Source organism: Nonomuraea cypriaca (genome assembly GCF_015645445.1).
In the GTDB taxonomy this organism is placed as follows: Bacteria; Actinomycetota; Actinomycetes; order Streptosporangiales; family Streptosporangiaceae; genus Nonomuraea; species Nonomuraea cypriaca.
In genome coordinates, this window is record NZ_JADOGI010000217.1 from 1 (window position 1) to 17,464 (window position 17,464).

Here is a 17,464-nt window from a genome sequence, read left to right on the forward strand (position 1 = left end):
GCCACCGGTGGGGTGGCGTACTCTACGTGGATTGTGCATGTGCCTGATGCCGAGGCGGCGGCGGCCGAGCTGGCGCGGTGGCTGCGTCCGGGGGACGCGGTGTTGATCAAGGGACCGAGGGCGATGGGTCTGGAGCGGACGGCCGAGCTGGTGCTCGGGGGTGCCGCCCAGTGACCAACATCATCATCGCCGGCGCGGTCGGCCTGATCCTGTCCATGCTGGGCACCCCGCTGGCGATCAGGCTGTTCTCGCGGCGCGGCTACGGCCAGGAGATCCGCGAGGAACTCGCGGCCTCGTCCTCCGGCCACCAGGGCAAGCGGGGCACCCCCACGATGGGCGGCACGGTGATCGTGCTGGCCGCGCTCTTCGCCTACGGAGCCTCGCACCTGGCCAGGTTCGAACCGCCGACCGTGTCGGGCATGCTGGTGCTGTTCCTGATGACGGGGCTCGGCGCGGTCGGGTTCCTCGACGACTTCATCAAAATCTACAAGCAGCGCAGCCTGGGCCTGCGCAGCGGCGCCAAGGCGCTCGGCCAGCTCGTCGTCGGCGCGGTCTTCGCGTTCCTCGTGGTCCGCCAGCCGAACGTCTACGGCATCACCCCCGCCGAGCCCCGGGTGTCGTTCCTGCGGGACATCGGCCCGTCGATCGGCATCGTCGGGTTCACCATCTGGGTGCTCATCATGATCGTCGGGTTCTCCAACGCGGTGAACCTCACCGACGGCCTCGACGGACTGGCCAGCGGCGCGACCGGCGCCGTGCTCGCCGCGTACGTGCTGATCGGCAACTGGCAACTGCGCAACAACTGCATCGACCAGCTCGGCCCCAACTGCTACTGGGTACGAGATCCGCTCGACCTCGCCGTGGTGGCCGCCGCCGTGCTGGGGGCGCTGATCGGGTTCCTGTGGTGGAACGCGCCGCCTGCCAAGATCTTCATGGGCGACACCGGGTCGCTGGCCCTGGGCGGCGTGCTGGCCGGCCTCGCCATCGCCACCCGTACCCAGCTCCTGCTGATCATCCTCGCCGGCCTGTGTGTGATCATCACACTGTCGGTCATCATCCAGGTCGGGTTCTTCAAGATGACCGGGAAACGGGTGTTCAGGATGGCGCCGCTGCAGCACCACTTCGAGCTGAAGGGCTGGGCGGAGACCACGATCGTGGTCCGCTTCTGGCTGATCGCGATGCTCTGCGCGGCGCTCGGCCTCGGGCTGTTCTACGTCGAGTGGATGCCGGGACCGTCATGAGCCTCACCTGTGTCGCCGGGCTCGGCGTGTCCGGCACCGCCGTGGCGAGGGTGCTGGCCGAGCGCGGCGAGCGCGTCGTGGTCGTGGAGGCCGCGGCGGGCGAGCGGCAACTCGCCGCCGCGACCGAGCTGTCCGGCCTCGGCGTCGAGACCAGGTTCGGGGAGATGGCGGTGCCTGAAGGGGCCACCCGGCTCGTCACCACGGGCTGGGCGCCGCATCACCCGCTGATCGCCGCCGCGCGCGACGCCGGTGTGGAGGTCGTGGGCGAGGTGGAGCTGGCCTGGCGGCTGCGGCCCGCGCAGGCGGCCCCGTGGCTGGCGCTGACCGGCACGAACGGCAAGACCACCGCCGTGCGCATGCTCACCTCGATGCTGCTCGCCGCCGGTCGCAAGGCCCTGGCCGTGGGGAACGTCGGCGTCCCCGTCGTACGCGCCGTCGCCGAGCCGTACGACGTGCTGGCCGTCGAGCTGTCCAGCTTCCAGCTCCACTGGTCCAGCACGCTGGCTCCGCACTCCGCGGCCATCCTGAACATCGCGCCCGACCACCTCGACTGGCACGGCTCCCTTCCCGAGTACGCCGCCGCCAAGGCCCGCGTCTACGAGCGCGCCGGCACCGTGATCTTCAATGCCGACGACCCCGCGGCCACCAGGCTGGCCGCGCCCTACCCCGGCGCCGTCGGGTTCACCCTGCGCGTGCCCAGGGGCGGGCAGCTCGGCGTGGTCGAGGACCTGCTGGTCGACCGGGCGTTCGTGGCCGACCCGGTGGACGCGGCCGAGGAGCTGGCGACGCTGGCGGACATCCGGCCCTTCGCACCGCACAACGTGGCCAACGCCCTGGCCGCGGCCGCCCTGGCCCGCTCGTTCGGCGTGCCCGCGGAGGCCGTACGCCAGGGGCTGCGGGACTTCGTGCCCGACCCGCACCGGCTGTTCCACGTCGACCGGATCGGCGAGGTGGACTACGTCGACGACTCCAAGGCGACCAACCCGCACGCCGCCGCGGCGGCGCTGACGTCGTACACGTCGATCGTGTGGGTGGCGGGCGGGCAGCTCAAGGGCGCGGACGTCGACGACCTCGTACGCCAGGCGGCCCCCCGGCTGCGCGGCGCGGTGCTCCTGGGCGCCGATCGCGGCAGGATCGCCGAAGCCATTGCGCGACACGCACCGAATGTCCCCCTCGTGGACATCGCGGATCGGGAGACTGGTGCGATGGACCGAGTCGTCACCGAAGCCGCCCGGCTGGCCTCGCCAGGGGACACCGTGCTGCTCTCCCCGGCGGGGGCCTCCCTGGACATGTTCGCCGGCTATCCGGCGCGGGGGGAGGCCTTCGCTCATGCCGTACGCGAGCTGAGAGCACGACGTGAGCGCGGGCACTGAGGAGCGGGCGGGGGCGGCCGAAGCGCCGGGCAGCGGGGTCCGCGAGCAGCTCGCCGCGCTGAAGGAGCTGCTCGACAGGCCGCTGACCACCTACTACCTGATCATCATGTGCAGCGCGCTGCTGCTGGCGCTCGGGCTCATGATGGTCCTGTCCGCCTCCAGCATCGAGGCGCTGCTGAAGACCGGCAGCCCGTTCTCGTGGTTCATCAAGCAGTCGTTGTCGGCCGCGGTCGGCGTGCCGCTGATGTGGGCGTGCTCGCGGCTGCCGGTGAAGTTCTTCCGCTGGGCCGGCTACCCGCTGATGGCGCTGTCGATCCTGGCGCTGATCATGGTGCTGTTCGTCGGCTCCGTCGAGCTGGGCGCGCAGCGGTGGATCTACATCGGCGACTTCACCGTCCAGCCGTCCGAGCCGGCCAAGCTCGGGCTCGTGTTGTGGGGGGCCGACCTGCTGGCCAGGCGGGCCCGCCAGGGGCGGATCGAGTGGCGGCAGTTGCTGATCCCGCTCATGCCCGGCACCGCGATCCTGGCCGTCCTCGTCATGCTGGGCCGCGACCTCGGCACCACGCTGGTGCTGTTCATGATCTTCCTGGCGCTGCTGTGGGTGGTGGGCGCGCCGGTGAAGCTGTTCGGCGGGATCCTGTCGCTGGCGGTGCTGGCCGCGGTCATCATGATCAGGGTGGAGCCGTACCGGATGGCGCGCATCGGGGCGTTCCTCGATCCGTGGGCCGACGCGCAGGGCGACGGCTACCAGGCCGTGCAGGGGCAGATCGCCATGGGCTCAGGCGGCTGGTTCGGGCTCGGGCTCGGGAGCAGCAGGCAGAAGTGGAGCTGGCTGCCGCACGGCGAGAGCGACTTCATCTTCGCCATCCTCGGCGAGGAGCTCGGGCTGATGGGCACGCTCATGGTGGTGGCGCTGTTCGGGCTGCTCGGCTACGCGGGGCTGCGGGTCGCCATCCGGGTCAACGACGCCTTCGTCAGGCTGGCGGCCGCCGCCATGGTGGCCTGGATCGTCGGGCAGGCGACCGTCAACATGGGCGCCGTGCTGAGCGTCCTGCCGATCACCGGCATCCCGCTGCCGCTGGTCTCGTACGGCGGATCCTCGCTGCTTCCCACGCTCGCGGCGCTCGGCATGCTGTTGTCGTTCGCGAAACGCGAACCCGGCGCGCGGGAGGCCTTGGCCGCTCGTGGCCCCGGACCGGCCGCCCGGGCCCTAAGCTGGCTTGGCCTGGGGGGCACGACCAGAGGCCGAGTGACACGTTAGGGAGTGACCGAGATGAGGGTGGTCCTCGCCGGTGGGGGGACGGCCGGGCACATCGAGCCCGCGCTCGCCCTTGCGGACGCGCTGCGCCATCTTGACCAGGGCATCGGCATCACCTGCGTGGGCACGGAGCGCGGACTGGAGACGCGGCTCGTGCCCGCCAGGGGCTATGAGCTGGAGCTGGTGCCGGCCGTGCCGCTGCCCAGGGCGATCACTCCGAGCCTGCTCACCGTGCCCGGCAGGCTCGCCGGGGCGATCAACGCCACGGCCGGCATACTCGACCGGGTCAGGGCCGACATCCTCGTCGGGTTCGGCGGCTACGTGGCGACGCCCGCCTACCTGGCGGCCAAGCGGCGCGGGCTGCCGATCGTCGTACACGAGGCCAATCCCCGGCCCGGACTGGCCAACCGGCTGGGCGCGCGGCTCACCGACCACGTGTTCACCGGTTTTCCCGGCGCCGCGCTGCCCAAGGCCGAGTACATCGGCACGCCGCTGCGCCGCGAGATCGTCTCGCTCGACCGGCTGTCGATGGGCGACAAGGCGCGCTCGTGGTTCGGGCTGCAGACCGACCGGCCGACGTTGCTGGTGTTCGGCGGCTCGCAGGGGGCCAGGTCGCTCAACCAGGCGGCGCTCGCCGCGGCGCCCGCGCTGCGCCGGGCCGGCGTGCAGGTGCTCCACGTGCTCGGCCCGAAGAACACCGTCGACCGCGAGCCCCCGCCTGGCGACCCGCAATACGTGCTGCTGCCCTACGTCGACCGCATGGACCTCGCGTACGCGGCCGCCGACCTGGCCCTGTGCCGGAGCGGAGCGCTGACGTGCGCCGAGCTGACCGCGGTGGGCCTGCCGGCCGCTTACGTCCCGCTGCCGCACGGCAACGGCGAGCAGCGCATCAACGCCGAGCGCATCGCCCGGGGCGGCGGCGGCCTCCTGGCCGACGACGCCGAGCTGTCACCTGATTGGATCATTCACAACGTGCTGCCCATCCTCCACGACCCGGAGCGGGTCGCCGTCATGTCGGAGGCCGCCTCCAGGCTGGGGCGGAAGGACGCAGATGTCATGCTTGCCAGGAAAGTGTTGGAGATAGCCCGATGAGTCTCGTCAAGCTGGTCGATTCCGTCACCGTCGAAGAACTGGGCCGGGTGCACTTCATCGGCATCGGTGGCTCGGGCATGTCCGGCATAGCCCGCATCCTGCTCAAGCGCGGCGTGCGGGTGTCGGGCAGCGACGCGCGCAGCTCCGAGCTGGTCACCGAGTTGCGCGAGCTCGGCGCGACCGTGCACATCGGCCACGCCGCCTCGCACATCAGGGACGTCGACACCGTGGTCGTCTCGACGGCCATCCGCGACTCCAACCCCGAGCTGGGCGAGGCGCTCAAGCAGGGGCTGCGGATCATCCCGCGGGCCGCCGCGCTGGCCTCGGTCATGGCCGGGCGCACCGCCGTGGCCATCGCGGGCACCCACGGCAAGACCACCACCACCTCGATGCTGACCGTGGCGCTGCAGAAGTGCGGGGCCGACCCGTCCTACTGCGTGGGCGGCCAGCTCGTCACCACCGGGCTCGGCGCCGACGACGGCCAGGGCCGGGTGTTCGTGGCCGAGGCCGACGAGAGCGACGGCTCGTTCCTCATGCTCGCGCCCGACATCGCCGTGGTGACCAACGTCGAGGCCGACCACCTCGACAACTACGGCGACCCGCGGGCGGTGCACGACAGCTTCGCCAGGTTCGCCGACCGGATCGGCTCGCTGCTCATCGCCTGCGCCGACGACCCGGGCGCGGCAGAGCTGGCCGGCAAGGCGCGCGAGCGGGGGCTGCGGGTCAAGACGTACGGCCTGGAGGGCGCCGACTACCGCGTACGCGAGGTCAGGCCCGACGGTTTCGGCACGGTGTTCGCCATCGACGGCAAGGGCGACGTACGCCTGGCCGTTCCCGGGGCGCACAACGCGCTCAACGCCGCCGCGGTGATCGCCGTGGCCGACGAGCTGGGACTGCCGTTCGAGGAGATCAGAGTGGGGCTGGGGGCCTTCACGGGGGCCAAGCGGCGCTTCGAGGCCAAGGGCGAGGCCGGTGGCGTCGCGGTGTTCGACAGCTACGCGCACCACCCGACCGAGCTGACCGCCGACCTGCGGGCCGCGCGCGACGTGGTCGCCTCCTACTCCGGCACCGGGCGGGTCATCGCGATCTTCCAGCCGCACCTCTACTCGCGCACCCGGTTCTTCGCCGACGAGTTCGGGGCGGCGCTGGGGCTGGCAGACGAGGCCATCGTGCTCGACGTCTACGGCGCCCGCGAGGACCCCGAGCCCGGGGTGTCCGGCGCGCTGGTGGCCGGGCGGGTGCCGCTGCCGCCTGAGCGGGTCGCGTACGCGCCGGACCGGGCCGCGGTGCCCGCGCTGGTGGCCGAGCGGGCGCGGCCCGGCGACATCGTGCTCACCATGGGCGCCGGGGACGTCACGGAGCTCGGCCCGCAGATCGTGGCCCGTCTGTCCTGAACGCCCCGCCGGTTGGGCGTGGCGCGCGGTGTTCCGCCGCGCGGCGGCGTAGGTTCGGTGCCGACATCTCGGGCCGGCATGCAGGAGGGTGATGAAGGCGCGCACGGCGTTCCTGGTGCTGCTCACGGCCGGAGTAGTGGGTACGGCCGCCTGGCTGGTGTTCTTCTCGCCCGTGCTGGGCGTGCGCTCGATCGACATCGTGGGAAATCTCACAGTGCCGAGCGAGCGGATCGAACAGCAGGCCGGGGTGGCCGACCTCCATCCCCTCGCCACCGTCAACCTCGCCGACGTCGAGGGCCGCGTCCTCGGCATCAGACAGCTCGCCACCGCCAAGGTGGACCGGATCTGGCCGGGCACGCTCAGGATCGAGGTGGTCGAGCGCGAGCCCGTCGCGGCCATTGCGACGGGGGAGCCAGGAGGCAGGGTGGCGATCGTCGACGGCAAGGGCGTGGTGATCGAGTTCAGGTCCGCGGCGCCGCCTTTGCTGCCGTTGCTCAAGGTCGACCACCCGGCCGCCGGCGACCCCGCCATGATGGCCGCACTCCAGGTCATCCAGGCGGTTCCGGACACGGTGGCGCCCAAGGTCCGGCAGGTGCGCGCGGGAACGGCCGAGGGCGTGACCCTGGAGCTGTCCGACGGGCGCACCGTCCTCTGGGGCGGCCCCGACCGCGCCGAGGAGAAAGGCCGCCTCATCACCTCGCTGCTCAAACGCGAGAAAGCCACTCTCTATGACGTCAGTTCCCCGGACGTGGTGACCCTGAAGTGATCAAGAGTGTCAGGGTCTGGCAACTACGGGGCAAGAGCATCGCCGAGCCTGTGCGAGGCGGGGGTCACGGCGTGAGAGCCTTTAAGACGGACGCCGGGCAGAGGAGGGCCCCGACCAGGCGTGACTGCGGAGCGAAACGGACAGCCCGCGACACGCCGGACGTGCTTGCGGCGCGGTTAGTTGACCCGCCTGGAGCGTAACTCCTACTGTCCGTATCAATCCTCAGGTTGACATAAATCTAAATCTCAACTTGAGGTTGAGAGTTACCCGAACTAACAAAAAGCGGAGACAATCCGCACCGAAATGGCAAGTCAACGAGCGGAAAGGCCCCTCGTCGTGGCAGCACCGCAGAACTACCTCGCGGTCATCAAGGTCGTCGGCATCGGCGGCGGCGGAGTGAACGCCGTCAACCGGATGATCGAGGAGGGACTCAAGGGCGTCGAGTTCATCGCGATAAACACCGACGCCCAGGCGCTGCTGATGAGTGACGCCGATGTGAAACTCGACGTGGGCCGCGAGCTCACGCGCGGACTGGGCGCGGGTGCCAACCCCGACGTGGGGCGCAAGGCGGCCGAGGACCATCGTGAGGAGATCGAGGAGGTCCTCAAGGGGGCCGACATGGTCTTCGTGACGGCGGGCGAGGGCGGCGGCACAGGCACCGGCGGCGCGCCCGTCGTGGCCAACATCGCCAGGTCGCTCGGCGCCCTCACGATCGGTGTGGTGACCAGGCCGTTCAGTTTTGAGGGACGCCGCCGTGCCTCGCAGGCCGAGGCGGGCATCGAGACGCTGCGCGACGAGGTCGACACGCTGATCGTGATCCCCAACGACCGGCTGCTGTCGATCTCCGACCGGCAGGTGAGCGTGCTCGACGCGTTCAAGGCGGCCGACCAGGTGCTGCTCTCCGGTGTCCAGGGCATCACCGACCTCATCACCACGCCCGGTCTGATCAACCTGGACTTCGCCGACGTCAAGTCGGTCATGTCCGGGGCCGGCTCGGCCCTCATGGGCATCGGCCACGCCCGCGGCGACGACCGCTCGGTGGCGGCGGCCGAGATGGCGGTCTCCAGCCCGTTGCTCGAGGCCAGCATCGACGGCGCCCACGGCGTCCTGCTGTCCATCGCGGGCGGCTCCGACCTGGGCCTCTTCGAGATCAACGAGGCGGCCCAGCTCGTGTCCATGGCGGCCGCGCCCGACGCCAACATCATCTTCGGCACGGTCATCGACGACGCGCTCGGCGACGAGGTGCGCGTGACCGTGATCGCGGCGGGCTTCGACGACGTGCCGGCGCCGGCGGAGAAGCAGCCGCCGCGCCCGCCTGCGCGCCAGGCGGCGACCCCTCCGCCCGCCCCGCCCGTGTCCTCTCCTGTGCGGCCGAGCATGTCGTCGCCCAGTGTGAAGTCCGATCCGCCCCCGCTGCGGCCGGAGCCGCGCCCTGAGCTGCGTTCCGAGCCGCGTCCTGAGTCTCGGGGCGACTTCAGGCCGGAGCCGCGTCCCGACTTCCGCCCCGAGTCCCGTCCGGAGCCGCGCGCGGAGTACCGGCCGGAGTCGCGTCCCGAGCCCCGCCCGGAGCCCGTGCGTCCGGTGGAGCCGGTGCAGGCCGCCGAGTCCGGCCCCGGCGAGGCCGACGCCGACGAGCCGTCAGGTCCCGTCTCGATTCCCCGGCCCACGCCCGAGCCCGCCAATCCGCCCACGCCCATCACCTCCCGCATGTCGGAGCCCGCCAAACGTCCTCGGGTGATCTTCGAGGAGCAGGAAGAGGAGCTTGACGTTCCCGACTTCCTGAAGTAGCAGGTCGTCCAACGCCGCTCCCCGCAGGGAAACGGGAGCGGCGCCGTCATGTGCGCCGGACGTATGGGCACAGTGTTCGTGGACCGTCGCAAGCGGTGGTGAGCCGGGCACAGCGGTCGTGGATCGGCGCAGTGGTGGTGAGCCGGGCACAGTGTTCGTGGATCGGCGCAGTGGTGGTGAGTCGGGCACAGTGGAGGTGGGAGGGGGAGATGCACGTGAGAAAGGACGAGATCGCGGCCGGGCTCGCCGAGGTCGACGCGCGCATCGCCGCGGCCTGTCACGCGGTCGGGCGCGATCGCGGCGAGGTCACGCTGATCGCCGTCACCAAGACCAGACCGGTCGAGGACGTGCGGATCCTGGCCGAGCTGGGCGTGCGCGACATCGGCGAGAACCGCGACCAGGAGGCCGCACCCAAAGCCCGTGAGCTGGCCGGACTCCCGCTGACCTGGCACTTCGTCGGCCAGCTGCAGACCAACAAGGTCCGCTCCGTCGTCGGGTACGCCGACGTGATCCACTCCGTCGACCGCCTCAGGCTGGTGGAGGCGATCAGCAGGGAGGCGGTCCGCCAGGGCCGCGACATCGGCTGCCTGCTGCAGATCGCGCTCGAGGACGACCCGGGCAGGGGCGGAGCCCTGCCGGGCGACGTGCTCGAACTCGCCGACGAGGTGGCGCTCGCCGACGGGGTGTGGCTGGGCGGCGTCATGGCGGTGGCGCCGCTGGGCGAGGACCCTGCCAAGGCGTTCGCCAGGCTGCGTGACGTGGCGACGCGCGTGCAGGAGCAGCACCCCCGCGCCACGATGGTCTCGGCGGGGATGAGCGAGGACCTCGCGGAGGCCGTGGCCTACGGCGCGACACATGTCAGGGTCGGTACGGCGTTGCTCGGTCGTCGAAAGCCCTTCGTCAGGTAATGTCCCCTCAGTGGGTCTCCAGGCCCCTGACCAAGTAGAGGTCGATCAGCGGTGAGCTCCAGGGGGGTACGCCTACCGCCTCGGCTCCGGCGACGGGGCCGAGCGAGTGCGACCATGAGCAGGAGGACGACGTAGCTATGGCCGGCGCGATGCGCAAGATGGCGGTCTACCTCGGTCTCGTGGAGGACGACCGCTACGAGAGGTACGAAACCTACCCTGACGACTACGCCTACGACGACGAGGTGCCGCGAACCGGTGAGGAGCGGCCCGTGGCGGTCCAGGACCGCGACGAGGAGGCCGAACCAGGGGTGCCTGCGCCCAGGCCCGCCACGACCATCCTGGAGCGCCGCACGACCGATCTGGCCCGCATCACGACGTTGCATCCCCGCACGTACAACGAGGCGCGTACCATCGGAGAGCACTTCCGAGACGGCACCCCGGTCATCATGAATCTGACCGAAATGGTTGACAGTGACGCCAAGCGGCTCGTTGATTTCGCGGCGGGTCTGGTCTTTGGCCTACACGGCAGCATTGAACGTGTTACGAACAAGGTGTTCCTGTTGTCCCCTGCCAATGTCGAGGTGACCGCCGAGGACAAGGCCCGAATCGCGGAACGCGGGTTCTTCAATCAGAGTTAGAGTCTCTGTATGTCTATCGCACCCATCCAGGTCTCGCCGAGACCGGGAGGGCACATCGGAAATGGAGGCGCGGCCGGGCCGTGGGGATCGTCAGTCAGATCTTGGTCGTAGTCCTGTCTCTCTATTTGGTGCTGCTCATCGGCAGGATGATCTTCGAGACGGTGCAGGCGTTCGCCCGTCAGTGGCGGCCTTCCGGCGTCGTCCTGGTGCTGGCCGAGGCCACGTACACCGCAACAGACCCACCCCTGAAGTTCCTCCGCCGTTTCATTCCTCCGCTCCGGTTGGGTACGGTGGCCTTTGACCTAAGCTTCACTGTCCTGTTCATCGTCGTGCTGATCTTGATTCAGATCGCGGGAGCGCTTCGATGACCGGGCCGGTGCCGTGCCGGTCGTGATCCAACTCGTGTCCGCGCTGAAGTGATTCGGGTTACCGTCCCTCCGGACAGACTCCAAAGCGCGCCAAGGAGACCAAAAAATGCCGCTGACGCCCGCTGATGTGCGGAACAAGCAGTTCAGTACCACCCGGCTGCGGCCGGGCTACGACGAGGAAGAGGTCGACGCCTTCCTCGACGAGGTGGAAGCTGAGCTCGACCGCCTGATCCAAGAGAATGAGGAGCTCCGCGCCAAGCTGGCCGAGTGCCTGCGCGGGAAGGTGCCGGGCGGCATGAACATGCCCATGGCCTCGGCCCCGGTCCAGGAGCAGCCCAAGCCAGAGATGATGGCGCCGCCGCAGCAGCCGGAGCCCATGCGCGCCCCCGAGCCGCAGCCGGTGCAGCAGCAGCCGGTCCCCGTGGCCATGAACATGCCTCCCGCCGAGGACAACATGGACACCGCGGCCCGCGTTCTCGCGCTCGCTCAGCAGACCGCCGACCAGGCGATCTCCGACGCCCGCCGGGAGGCGGACGAGACGGTGACGCGTGCCAGGCGCGAGGCCGACGAGATCCTCACCAAGGCCCGCCGCCAGGCCGAGCAGGTCATCGGCGACGCCCGGGCCCGCGCCGAGACGCTGGAGCGCGACGCGCAGGAGCGCCACCGCCAGGCGATGGGCTCGCTGGTGCAGACCCGCGACGAGCTCGAGCGCAAGGTCGAGGAGCTGCGCAGCTTCGAACGCGAATACCGCAGCCGCCTCAAGCTCTACCTGGAGAACCAGCTCGCCGAGCTCAACGTCTCCGCCGAGAACAGCGGTGGGTTCCCGGTCATGTCCGGTGGTCCGCAGGGTCAGGCTCCCGCCATGTCGCACGCCGTGCCTCAGGGTGGCCAGCAGCCTCTGCCCGGTGGTCCCAACCCGTTCGGCGGCGAGGCCCCGCAGGGCGCTTTCCCCGGCGGTGACGGTCCGCACAACGACCGCCGGTAAAGTAACGGGTCACTAGGACCTGTCACTCGAAAGAGCCCTCTGTGATCCTTATCAGTGCTGGTTTGGTGCTCGCGGCGGTCGTGTTGCTGATCGCGGGCTTCGTACTGGCGACGCCGTTCCTGATCATGTGGTCCATCGTGGTCAGCGTGCTGTCCGCGCTGTTCCTGGTGATCGGGGCGTTTTTGCGGCGTCACGAGTTGTTCCCCGGTGGTGGGCAGGCCGCTGCGCCGGCCACCCCTCCGGCAGGGCTCATGCCGCCCGGCTTGCCGTACAACCAGACCGGTCCCGTCGCTCACCAGCCACCCCCGCCGCCTCGGGCGCGTCCGCAGCGGCCGATGACCGTTTCCGCGGCCACGGCCCCGCGCCGACCCGCGGCGAGCAGCATCTCGCCGGATGCTCTCGTGCTGGTGATCCCCGGACGCAAGCGCTACCACGTGCCCGGCTGCCGGCAGTTGAACGGCCGGGATCATGAGGAGCTGACCTACGAGGAGGCACGCGAGGAGGGCTTCACGCCCTGCACGACGTGCCTTCCTGACGCCGCGCTCGGCGGACGGCAGTTGCCGCCTGCCGCCGATCCCGAGCCCGCCCCCGGCCAGGCTTTCGCCGCGACCGAGAGCCGGGCAGAGAACTCCGCGGAGACCCGCGACCTACGATCGCTGGTCGCCCCGCCGAAGCCGGACACCAAGGCTTCCACCCCCAGCCCGGAGCCCGCCGCCGCCCACGAGGAAGGCGCGACCGGGTGGTTCGGCCGCCCCTCCGCTCCGGACTCCGCCGCCGCTCCCTCCGTTGGGGATGACGAGCAGGCGGAGACACAGACTTCACTCTTCCGGCCCACGCCGCACGCGCTCAAGGCCGAGTCGCAGCCCTCCGGCGCGCCGGCCACGCCTTCAGCGGGCCGCCCCGCTTCGCCGGCCGGCAAGAGCTCGCCCACCGGCGAGACTTCACAGACTTCTGGTAAGACCTCCCAGCCTGCCGGTAAGACGTCTCAGACTGCCGGCGAGCCCGCGCGCCCCGGTCAGGCCGCGCGTCCCGGCGACGAGTCCACCCGATCCGGGAGTGGGCCCGCGCGGTCCGGTGGCGCGTCGGACGAGGATGACTCCTCGGGGCCCGAGACGGCTCCGCAACCTCGTGTGACCGCGTCCGGGGCGCCTGTCCGTCCGGGGGTTGCCGGGGCGTCCCAGCGACCGTCCGCAGCGGCCAGGACGCCCATGCCGGCCGGGCAGAGGCTGGCGGTGCCGGAACGGCCCGCGTCCTCGGCCGAGTCGCAAGCCAAGCCCAAGGGGCCGATGCCCACCGGGCCCGGCGCTCCCGGCAGGTCCCCGGAAGAACGACCTTCCACCACGAGTCCGGCCAAGCCCGCCACACCGGCCGTGGCCGAAGCCAGTGGTACAGGGAGCAAGTCCGGCGCCCCCGCGAAGCCCGGCGCACCGGCTGGGGCCGGTGGCACGGGGAGCAAGCCCGGGGTGCCCGGAACAGGGGCGAAGCCCGCCGTCGCCGGTGCGGGTCCTATGCCCGGTGCGCCTGGTTCTGGCGCGAAGCCCACTGCGCCGAGCACGGGTCAGAAGCCCGGCGTGCCGGGTACGGGCTCCAAGGGTGAAGGCCCTGGCACCGTTTCCAAGAGCGAAGGCCCTGGGACCGGCTCCAAGGGCGACGTGCCTGGTGCTGGATCCAAGGGGGAGACCCCGGGTGCTGGTTCCACGGGTGAGGTTCCTCGTACAGGGTCCAAGGGGGAGAGCCCGCGCACCGGGGCCAAGGGCGACACGTCGAAGGCCGCCGCTCCGGGGACGGGCGCGCCGGTCTCGACCACCAAGGCCGTGCCGTCGCCGGCACCATCCAGACCGCAACCCTCCGCTACGCCCGCCAGACCGCAGCCTTCGGGTACGCCTGCCAAGCCGCAGTCTTCCGGTACGCCCGCGAAGCCGCAGCCCTCCACTACGCCCGCGAAGCCGCAGTCCTCGGGACCCAAGGCCGCGACCCCGGAGCCGCAGAAGACCGGAGACAGCGCCAAGCACCCGGAGACCGTGTCCAAGGGCGAACGTTCCGGCACGGTGAAGGTCATCGTCGGCACCCGCCGTTACCACAGCACCGAATGCCCGTTGATCAGAGGCGCCGGTGAGACGGGTGTGGAGACGATGACGATCGCCGCGGCCGAAGCGGCCGGGTTGACGAGCTGCTCGGTCTGCCAGCACGACCGCGAGACGGTCGCCTGAGACCTCACCACGACGGCCCCCGACACCACGACGGCCCCCTACACGTACGCTGGGGGCCGTTTCTGTGTTCGAGGACCGTCGCGGACGGCTGGAGACGCTCAAGGGGCCCTCCGGCAGGTGTGGGGCGGCGGTCCTGAGGGTGCCGCCCCACGGGGGTGTCAGGCGCGGTGGAGTTGGAAGGTCAGGGACAGGTCTTCGTCCGTGTGGGACGGGAGGTCGTCCCGTGTGCCTTCCTCGACCGTCGTCGCCAGGACCTCTTCCGCCAGCAGCCGGGCCTCGGGCGAACGCAGCGCTGCCGCCAGGTCCGGGGAGGAGGTGGTCCACCGCAGGGCGATCCGGTCGGTGATGGACAGGCCGGTCGACTTGCGGGCCTCCTGGACCAGGCGGATGACCTCGCGCAGCAGGCCCGAGCGGCGGAGGTCGTCCGTGAGCTCCAGGTCCAGGGCCACCGTCTCACCCATGCCCGTGCCGATGGCGCCGGATTCGACGGCCCAGCCCGAGCGGGGCTGCTCGGTGACGATCACCTCGTCCGGGCCGAGCATGAGCTCGCCCAGCTCGTCCGCCTCCACCATGACCGTCGAGCCCCCTCGCAGGGCGCGGGCCACGCGGGTGGGGTCGGCGGCGGTCACGGCGGCGGCCACCAGCTTGGTCTGGGAGCCGAAGCGCTTGCCCAGAGCCCGGAAGTTGGGCTTGACGGAGTAGGACACGAGGTCGGCGCTGAATCCGGACATGTCCTCGAGCTTCTGGACGTTCAGCTCGTCCGCCACCAGGCCACGCAGCTCCCCGGGCAGCGAGGGCCAGCCGTGGGCGCCCACCAGGGCGCGGGCGAGCGGCTGGCGGGTCTTGACGCCCGAAGAGGCGCGGGCCGAGCGGCCCAGCTCCACCAGCCGCCGCACCAGGGCCATCTGGTCGGACAACGCCGGGTTCAGCAGGTCCTCGCGCACCTCGGGCCAGGCGGTCAGGTGCACCGAGGACGGCGCGCCGGGCGCGCGGAGGACGTCCCAGAGGTAGTCGGTGATGAACGGCGTGACGGGAGCCATCAGCCTGACCACGGTCTCCAGGCACTCGTACAGGGTCGCGAACGCGTCCTGCGAGCCCTGCCAGAACCGGCGGCGGGAGCGGCGTACGTACCAGTTGGAGAGGTCGTCGAGGAAGTCGGCCAGGCGGCGGCCCGCGCGCTGGGTGTCGTATTCCTCGAGGGCGGCCGTGACCTCGGCGACCGTGCGGTGGAGCTCGGCCAGCGCCCAGCGGTCGAGCAGCGGGCGCTCGGCCGGCGGCGTGGCGTCCGCGAGGGCGGCCGGCGACCAGGACTCGGCGTTGGCGTAGAGGGTGAAGAACGACGAGGTGTTCCAGAGCGTCAGCAGGACCTTGCGGACGATCTCCTCCAGCGTGTTGTGCCCCACCCGGCGAGCCGCCCAGGGCGAGCCCGAGCAGGCCATGAACCAGCGCAGCGCGTCGGCCCCGTGCTGGTCCATCAGCGGGATCGGCTCCAGGATGTTGCCGAGGTGCTTGCTCATCTTGCGGCCGTCCTCGGCCAGGATGAGGCCGAGGCACAGGACGTTCTCGTAGGAGGACCGGCCGAAGACGAGCGTGCCGACGGCCATCAGCGAGTAGAACCAGCCGCGTGTCTGGTCGGTCGCCTCGCAGATGAACTGCGCCGGGTAGACGCCCTCCGGCTTGCCGCGCTCGCCCCACTGGGCGAACGGCATGGAGCCGGAGTCGTACCAGGCGTCGATGACGTCGGGCACACGCTGGGCCGGGGCGCCGCAGGAGGGGCAGCCGAAGGTCACGTCGTCGACGTACGGGCGGTGCGGGTCGAGGGCGGAGACGTCCTGGCCGGCCAGCTCGCCCAGCTCCGCCAGCGAGCCGACGCACGTCACGTGGGACTCGTCCGCCGAGCACACCCACAGCGGCAGTGGTGTGCCCCAGTAGCGCGAGCGCGACAGCGACCAGTCGACGTTGTTGCGCAGCCACTCGCCGAACCGGCCCCACTTGATCGTGTCCGGGTACCAGTTGGTGGTGGCGTTCTCGGCCAGCATCTCGTCCTTGACCGCGGTGGTGCGGATGTACCAGGACGGGAGCGCGTAGTAGAGCAGCGGCGTGTGGCAGCGCCAGCAGTGCGGGTAGCTGTGCTCGAAGTGGCCGCCGCGGAACAGCAGCCCGCGGGCGCGCAGATCGTCGGTCAGCTCCTCGTCGGCGTCCTTGAAGAACCGGCCGCCGACCATGGGCACGTCGTCGAGGAAGCGGCCGTCGGGGCCGATCGGGTTGACGATGGGCATGTCGTAGCGCTTGATGACGGCCAGGTCGTCGGCGCCGAACGCGGGAGCCTGGTGGACCAGGCCGGTGCCGTCCTCGACGGTGACGTAGTCGCCGAGCACGACGTAGTGCGCGTCCGGGATGTCCACCAGGTCGAACGGCCGCGTGTAGGTGGTGCGCTCGAGGTCGCGCCCGGTGAAGCGGGCCACCTCCGTCACCTCTTCCCCGAGGACGGAGAGCAGCGGCTCGGCAACCACCAGGACCTCGCCGTCCGGGGTGCGGGCCGCGACGTACGTCACGTCCGGGTGCACGGCGACCGCCGTGTTCGAGACCAGCGTCCACGGCGTCGTCGTCCAGACCAGCAGGGACGCGCCCAGCTCGGCCAGCGGCCCGGAGGTCACGGGCATGCGGACGTAGACCGACGGGCTGGAGACGGTCTCGTAGCCGCCGGGCTGGCCCAGCTCGTGGTCGGACAGGCCGGTGCCGCAGCGCGGGCAGTAGGGCGTGATCCGGAAGTCGCGGAACAGCAGCCCCTTGTCGAAGACGACCTTCAGCGACCACCACACCGACTCGATGTAGCCGGGGTCCATCGTCCGGTACGCCTGCGACAGGTCGATCCAGTAGCCCATCCGCTCGGTCATCTGCTCGAACGCGTCCACGTGCCGCAAAACGGACTCACGGCACTTGGCGTTGAACTCGGCGATGCCGTACGTCTCGATGTCCTTCTTGCCGGACAGGCCGAGCTCGCGCTCCACGCCGACCTCGACCGGCAGGCCGTGGCAGTCCCATCCGGCCTTACGCGGAACGCTGAAACCGCGCATCGACTTGTAGCGCGGGAACAGGTCCTTGAACACCCGCGCCTCGACGTGGTGGACGCCGGGCAGGCCGTTGGCCGTGGGCGGGCCCTCGTAGAAGACCCAGGAGGGATTGCCGGTGTTCTGCTCGACCGAGCGCTCGAAGATCTTCCCGTCCCGCCAGCGGTCGAGGACCTTGCGCTCGAGCGCGGGCAGGTCGACCTGCGCGGGAAGAGAGCGGAACGATGGGGAAGACATTTCGGGCGGGACCTCCACGCTTGATCGGCCGGCTGGCTTGCGTGAAGGGACGAAGCCGTGCGGCTCCGCGGTACCACCCTTCTTGACCCACCCTGCGGGGGCTTCGCCCCCGCATGCCCCCGGTAAGGGCATGGA

Annotated in this window: 13 protein-coding genes; 12 read left to right on the plus strand and 1 reads right to left on the minus strand. The window is 70.9% G+C overall.

The window, feature by feature from the left end:
• Positions 1-170: 170 nt before the first annotated feature.
• The 12 genes from mraY (at position 171) to ITP53_RS44125 (ending at position 14,021) form a co-directional block, all read left to right on the plus strand.
• Positions 171-1,241 (plus strand): phospho-N-acetylmuramoyl-pentapeptide-transferase, encoded by a 1,071-nt coding sequence (mraY, locus tag ITP53_RS44070; protein ID WP_195901437.1) that lies wholly within the window; start codon positions 171-173, stop codon positions 1,239-1,241.
• Positions 1,238-2,614, plus strand: coding sequence for a UDP-N-acetylmuramoyl-L-alanine--D-glutamate ligase (murD, locus tag ITP53_RS44075; protein WP_195901438.1), 1,377 nt, complete (start codon positions 1,238-1,240; stop codon positions 2,612-2,614). Before mraY ends, murD begins: the two co-directional genes overlap by 4 nt.
• Positions 2,598-3,875 carry a putative lipid II flippase FtsW gene (gene ftsW, locus ITP53_RS44080; RefSeq protein ID WP_195901439.1) on the plus strand — a complete coding sequence of 426 codons (1,278 nt, stop codon included), beginning with the start codon at positions 2,598-2,600 and terminating at the stop codon, positions 3,873-3,875. The genes murD and ftsW overlap by 17 nt, the downstream gene beginning before the upstream one ends.
• A gap of 12 nt (positions 3,876-3,887) precedes the next feature.
• On the plus strand, positions 3,888-4,964 hold the full coding sequence (gene murG, locus ITP53_RS44085) for an undecaprenyldiphospho-muramoylpentapeptide beta-N-acetylglucosaminyltransferase (RefSeq protein WP_195901440.1): 1,077 nt from the start codon (positions 3,888-3,890) through the stop codon (positions 4,962-4,964).
• Positions 4,961-6,358 carry a UDP-N-acetylmuramate--L-alanine ligase gene (gene murC, locus ITP53_RS44090; RefSeq protein ID WP_195901441.1) on the plus strand — a complete coding sequence of 466 codons (1,398 nt, stop codon included), beginning with the start codon at positions 4,961-4,963 and terminating at the stop codon, positions 6,356-6,358. The genes murG and murC overlap by 4 nt, the downstream gene beginning before the upstream one ends.
• A gap of 91 nt (positions 6,359-6,449) precedes the next feature.
• Positions 6,450-7,124: a cell division protein FtsQ/DivIB gene (locus ITP53_RS44095; RefSeq protein ID WP_195901442.1), complete on the plus strand. Its 675-nt coding sequence runs from the start codon at positions 6,450-6,452 to the stop codon at positions 7,122-7,124.
• A 336-nt stretch (positions 7,125-7,460) separates the two neighbouring features.
• Entirely contained in the window at positions 7,461-8,912 is a 1,452-nt protein-coding gene (ftsZ, locus tag ITP53_RS44100; RefSeq protein WP_195901443.1) for a cell division protein FtsZ, read from the plus strand.
• A 209-nt stretch (positions 8,913-9,121) separates the two neighbouring features.
• On the plus strand, positions 9,122-9,820 hold the full coding sequence (locus tag ITP53_RS44105; protein WP_195901444.1) for a YggS family pyridoxal phosphate-dependent enzyme: 699 nt from the start codon (positions 9,122-9,124) through the stop codon (positions 9,818-9,820).
• 137 nt (positions 9,821-9,957) lie between these two features.
• Positions 9,958-10,458, plus strand: a complete 501-nt coding sequence (locus ITP53_RS44110) for a cell division protein SepF (RefSeq protein ID WP_195901445.1) — start codon at positions 9,958-9,960, stop codon at positions 10,456-10,458.
• 80 nt (positions 10,459-10,538) lie between these two features.
• Positions 10,539-10,826 (plus strand): YggT family protein, encoded by a 288-nt coding sequence (locus ITP53_RS44115; RefSeq protein WP_138717522.1) that lies wholly within the window; start codon positions 10,539-10,541, stop codon positions 10,824-10,826.
• 106 nt (positions 10,827-10,932) lie between these two features.
• On the plus strand, positions 10,933-11,811 hold the full coding sequence (locus ITP53_RS44120; protein WP_195901446.1) for a DivIVA domain-containing protein: 879 nt from the start codon (positions 10,933-10,935) through the stop codon (positions 11,809-11,811).
• Between the two features lie 41 nt (positions 11,812-11,852).
• Positions 11,853-14,021, plus strand: a complete 2,169-nt coding sequence (locus tag ITP53_RS44125; protein WP_195901447.1) for a tripartite tricarboxylate transporter TctB family protein — start codon at positions 11,853-11,855, stop codon at positions 14,019-14,021.
• A gap of 158 nt (positions 14,022-14,179) precedes the next feature.
• Here ITP53_RS44125 and ileS read toward each other — a convergent pair whose 3' ends face one another.
• The gene (gene ileS / locus ITP53_RS44130; protein ID WP_195901448.1) at positions 14,180-17,329 is read right to left on the minus strand and encodes an isoleucine--tRNA ligase; all 3,150 of its coding nucleotides are present in this window, start codon (positions 17,327-17,329) and stop codon (positions 14,180-14,182) included.
• Positions 17,330-17,464 lie beyond the last annotated feature (135 nt).

Coding starts and splice junctions, on each gene's coding strand:
- ITP53_RS44105 (WP_195901444.1), top strand. CDS start 9,122: ATGCACGTGAGAAAGGACGAGATCGCGGCCGGGCTCGCCGAGGTCGAC.
- ITP53_RS44120 (WP_195901446.1), top strand. CDS start 10,933: ATGCCGCTGACGCCCGCTGATGTGCGGAACAAGCAGTTCAGTACCACC.
- murD (WP_195901438.1), top strand. CDS start 1,238: ATGAGCCTCACCTGTGTCGCCGGGCTCGGCGTGTCCGGCACCGCCGTG.
- ITP53_RS44110 (WP_195901445.1), top strand. CDS start 9,958: ATGGCCGGCGCGATGCGCAAGATGGCGGTCTACCTCGGTCTCGTGGAG.
- ITP53_RS44095 (WP_195901442.1), top strand. CDS start 6,450: ATGAAGGCGCGCACGGCGTTCCTGGTGCTGCTCACGGCCGGAGTAGTG.
- murC (WP_195901441.1), top strand. CDS start 4,961: ATGAGTCTCGTCAAGCTGGTCGATTCCGTCACCGTCGAAGAACTGGGC.
- ileS (WP_195901448.1), bottom strand. CDS start 17,329: ATGTCTTCCCCATCGTTCCGCTCTCTTCCCGCGCAGGTCGACCTGCCC.
- murG (WP_195901440.1), top strand. CDS start 3,888: ATGAGGGTGGTCCTCGCCGGTGGGGGGACGGCCGGGCACATCGAGCCC.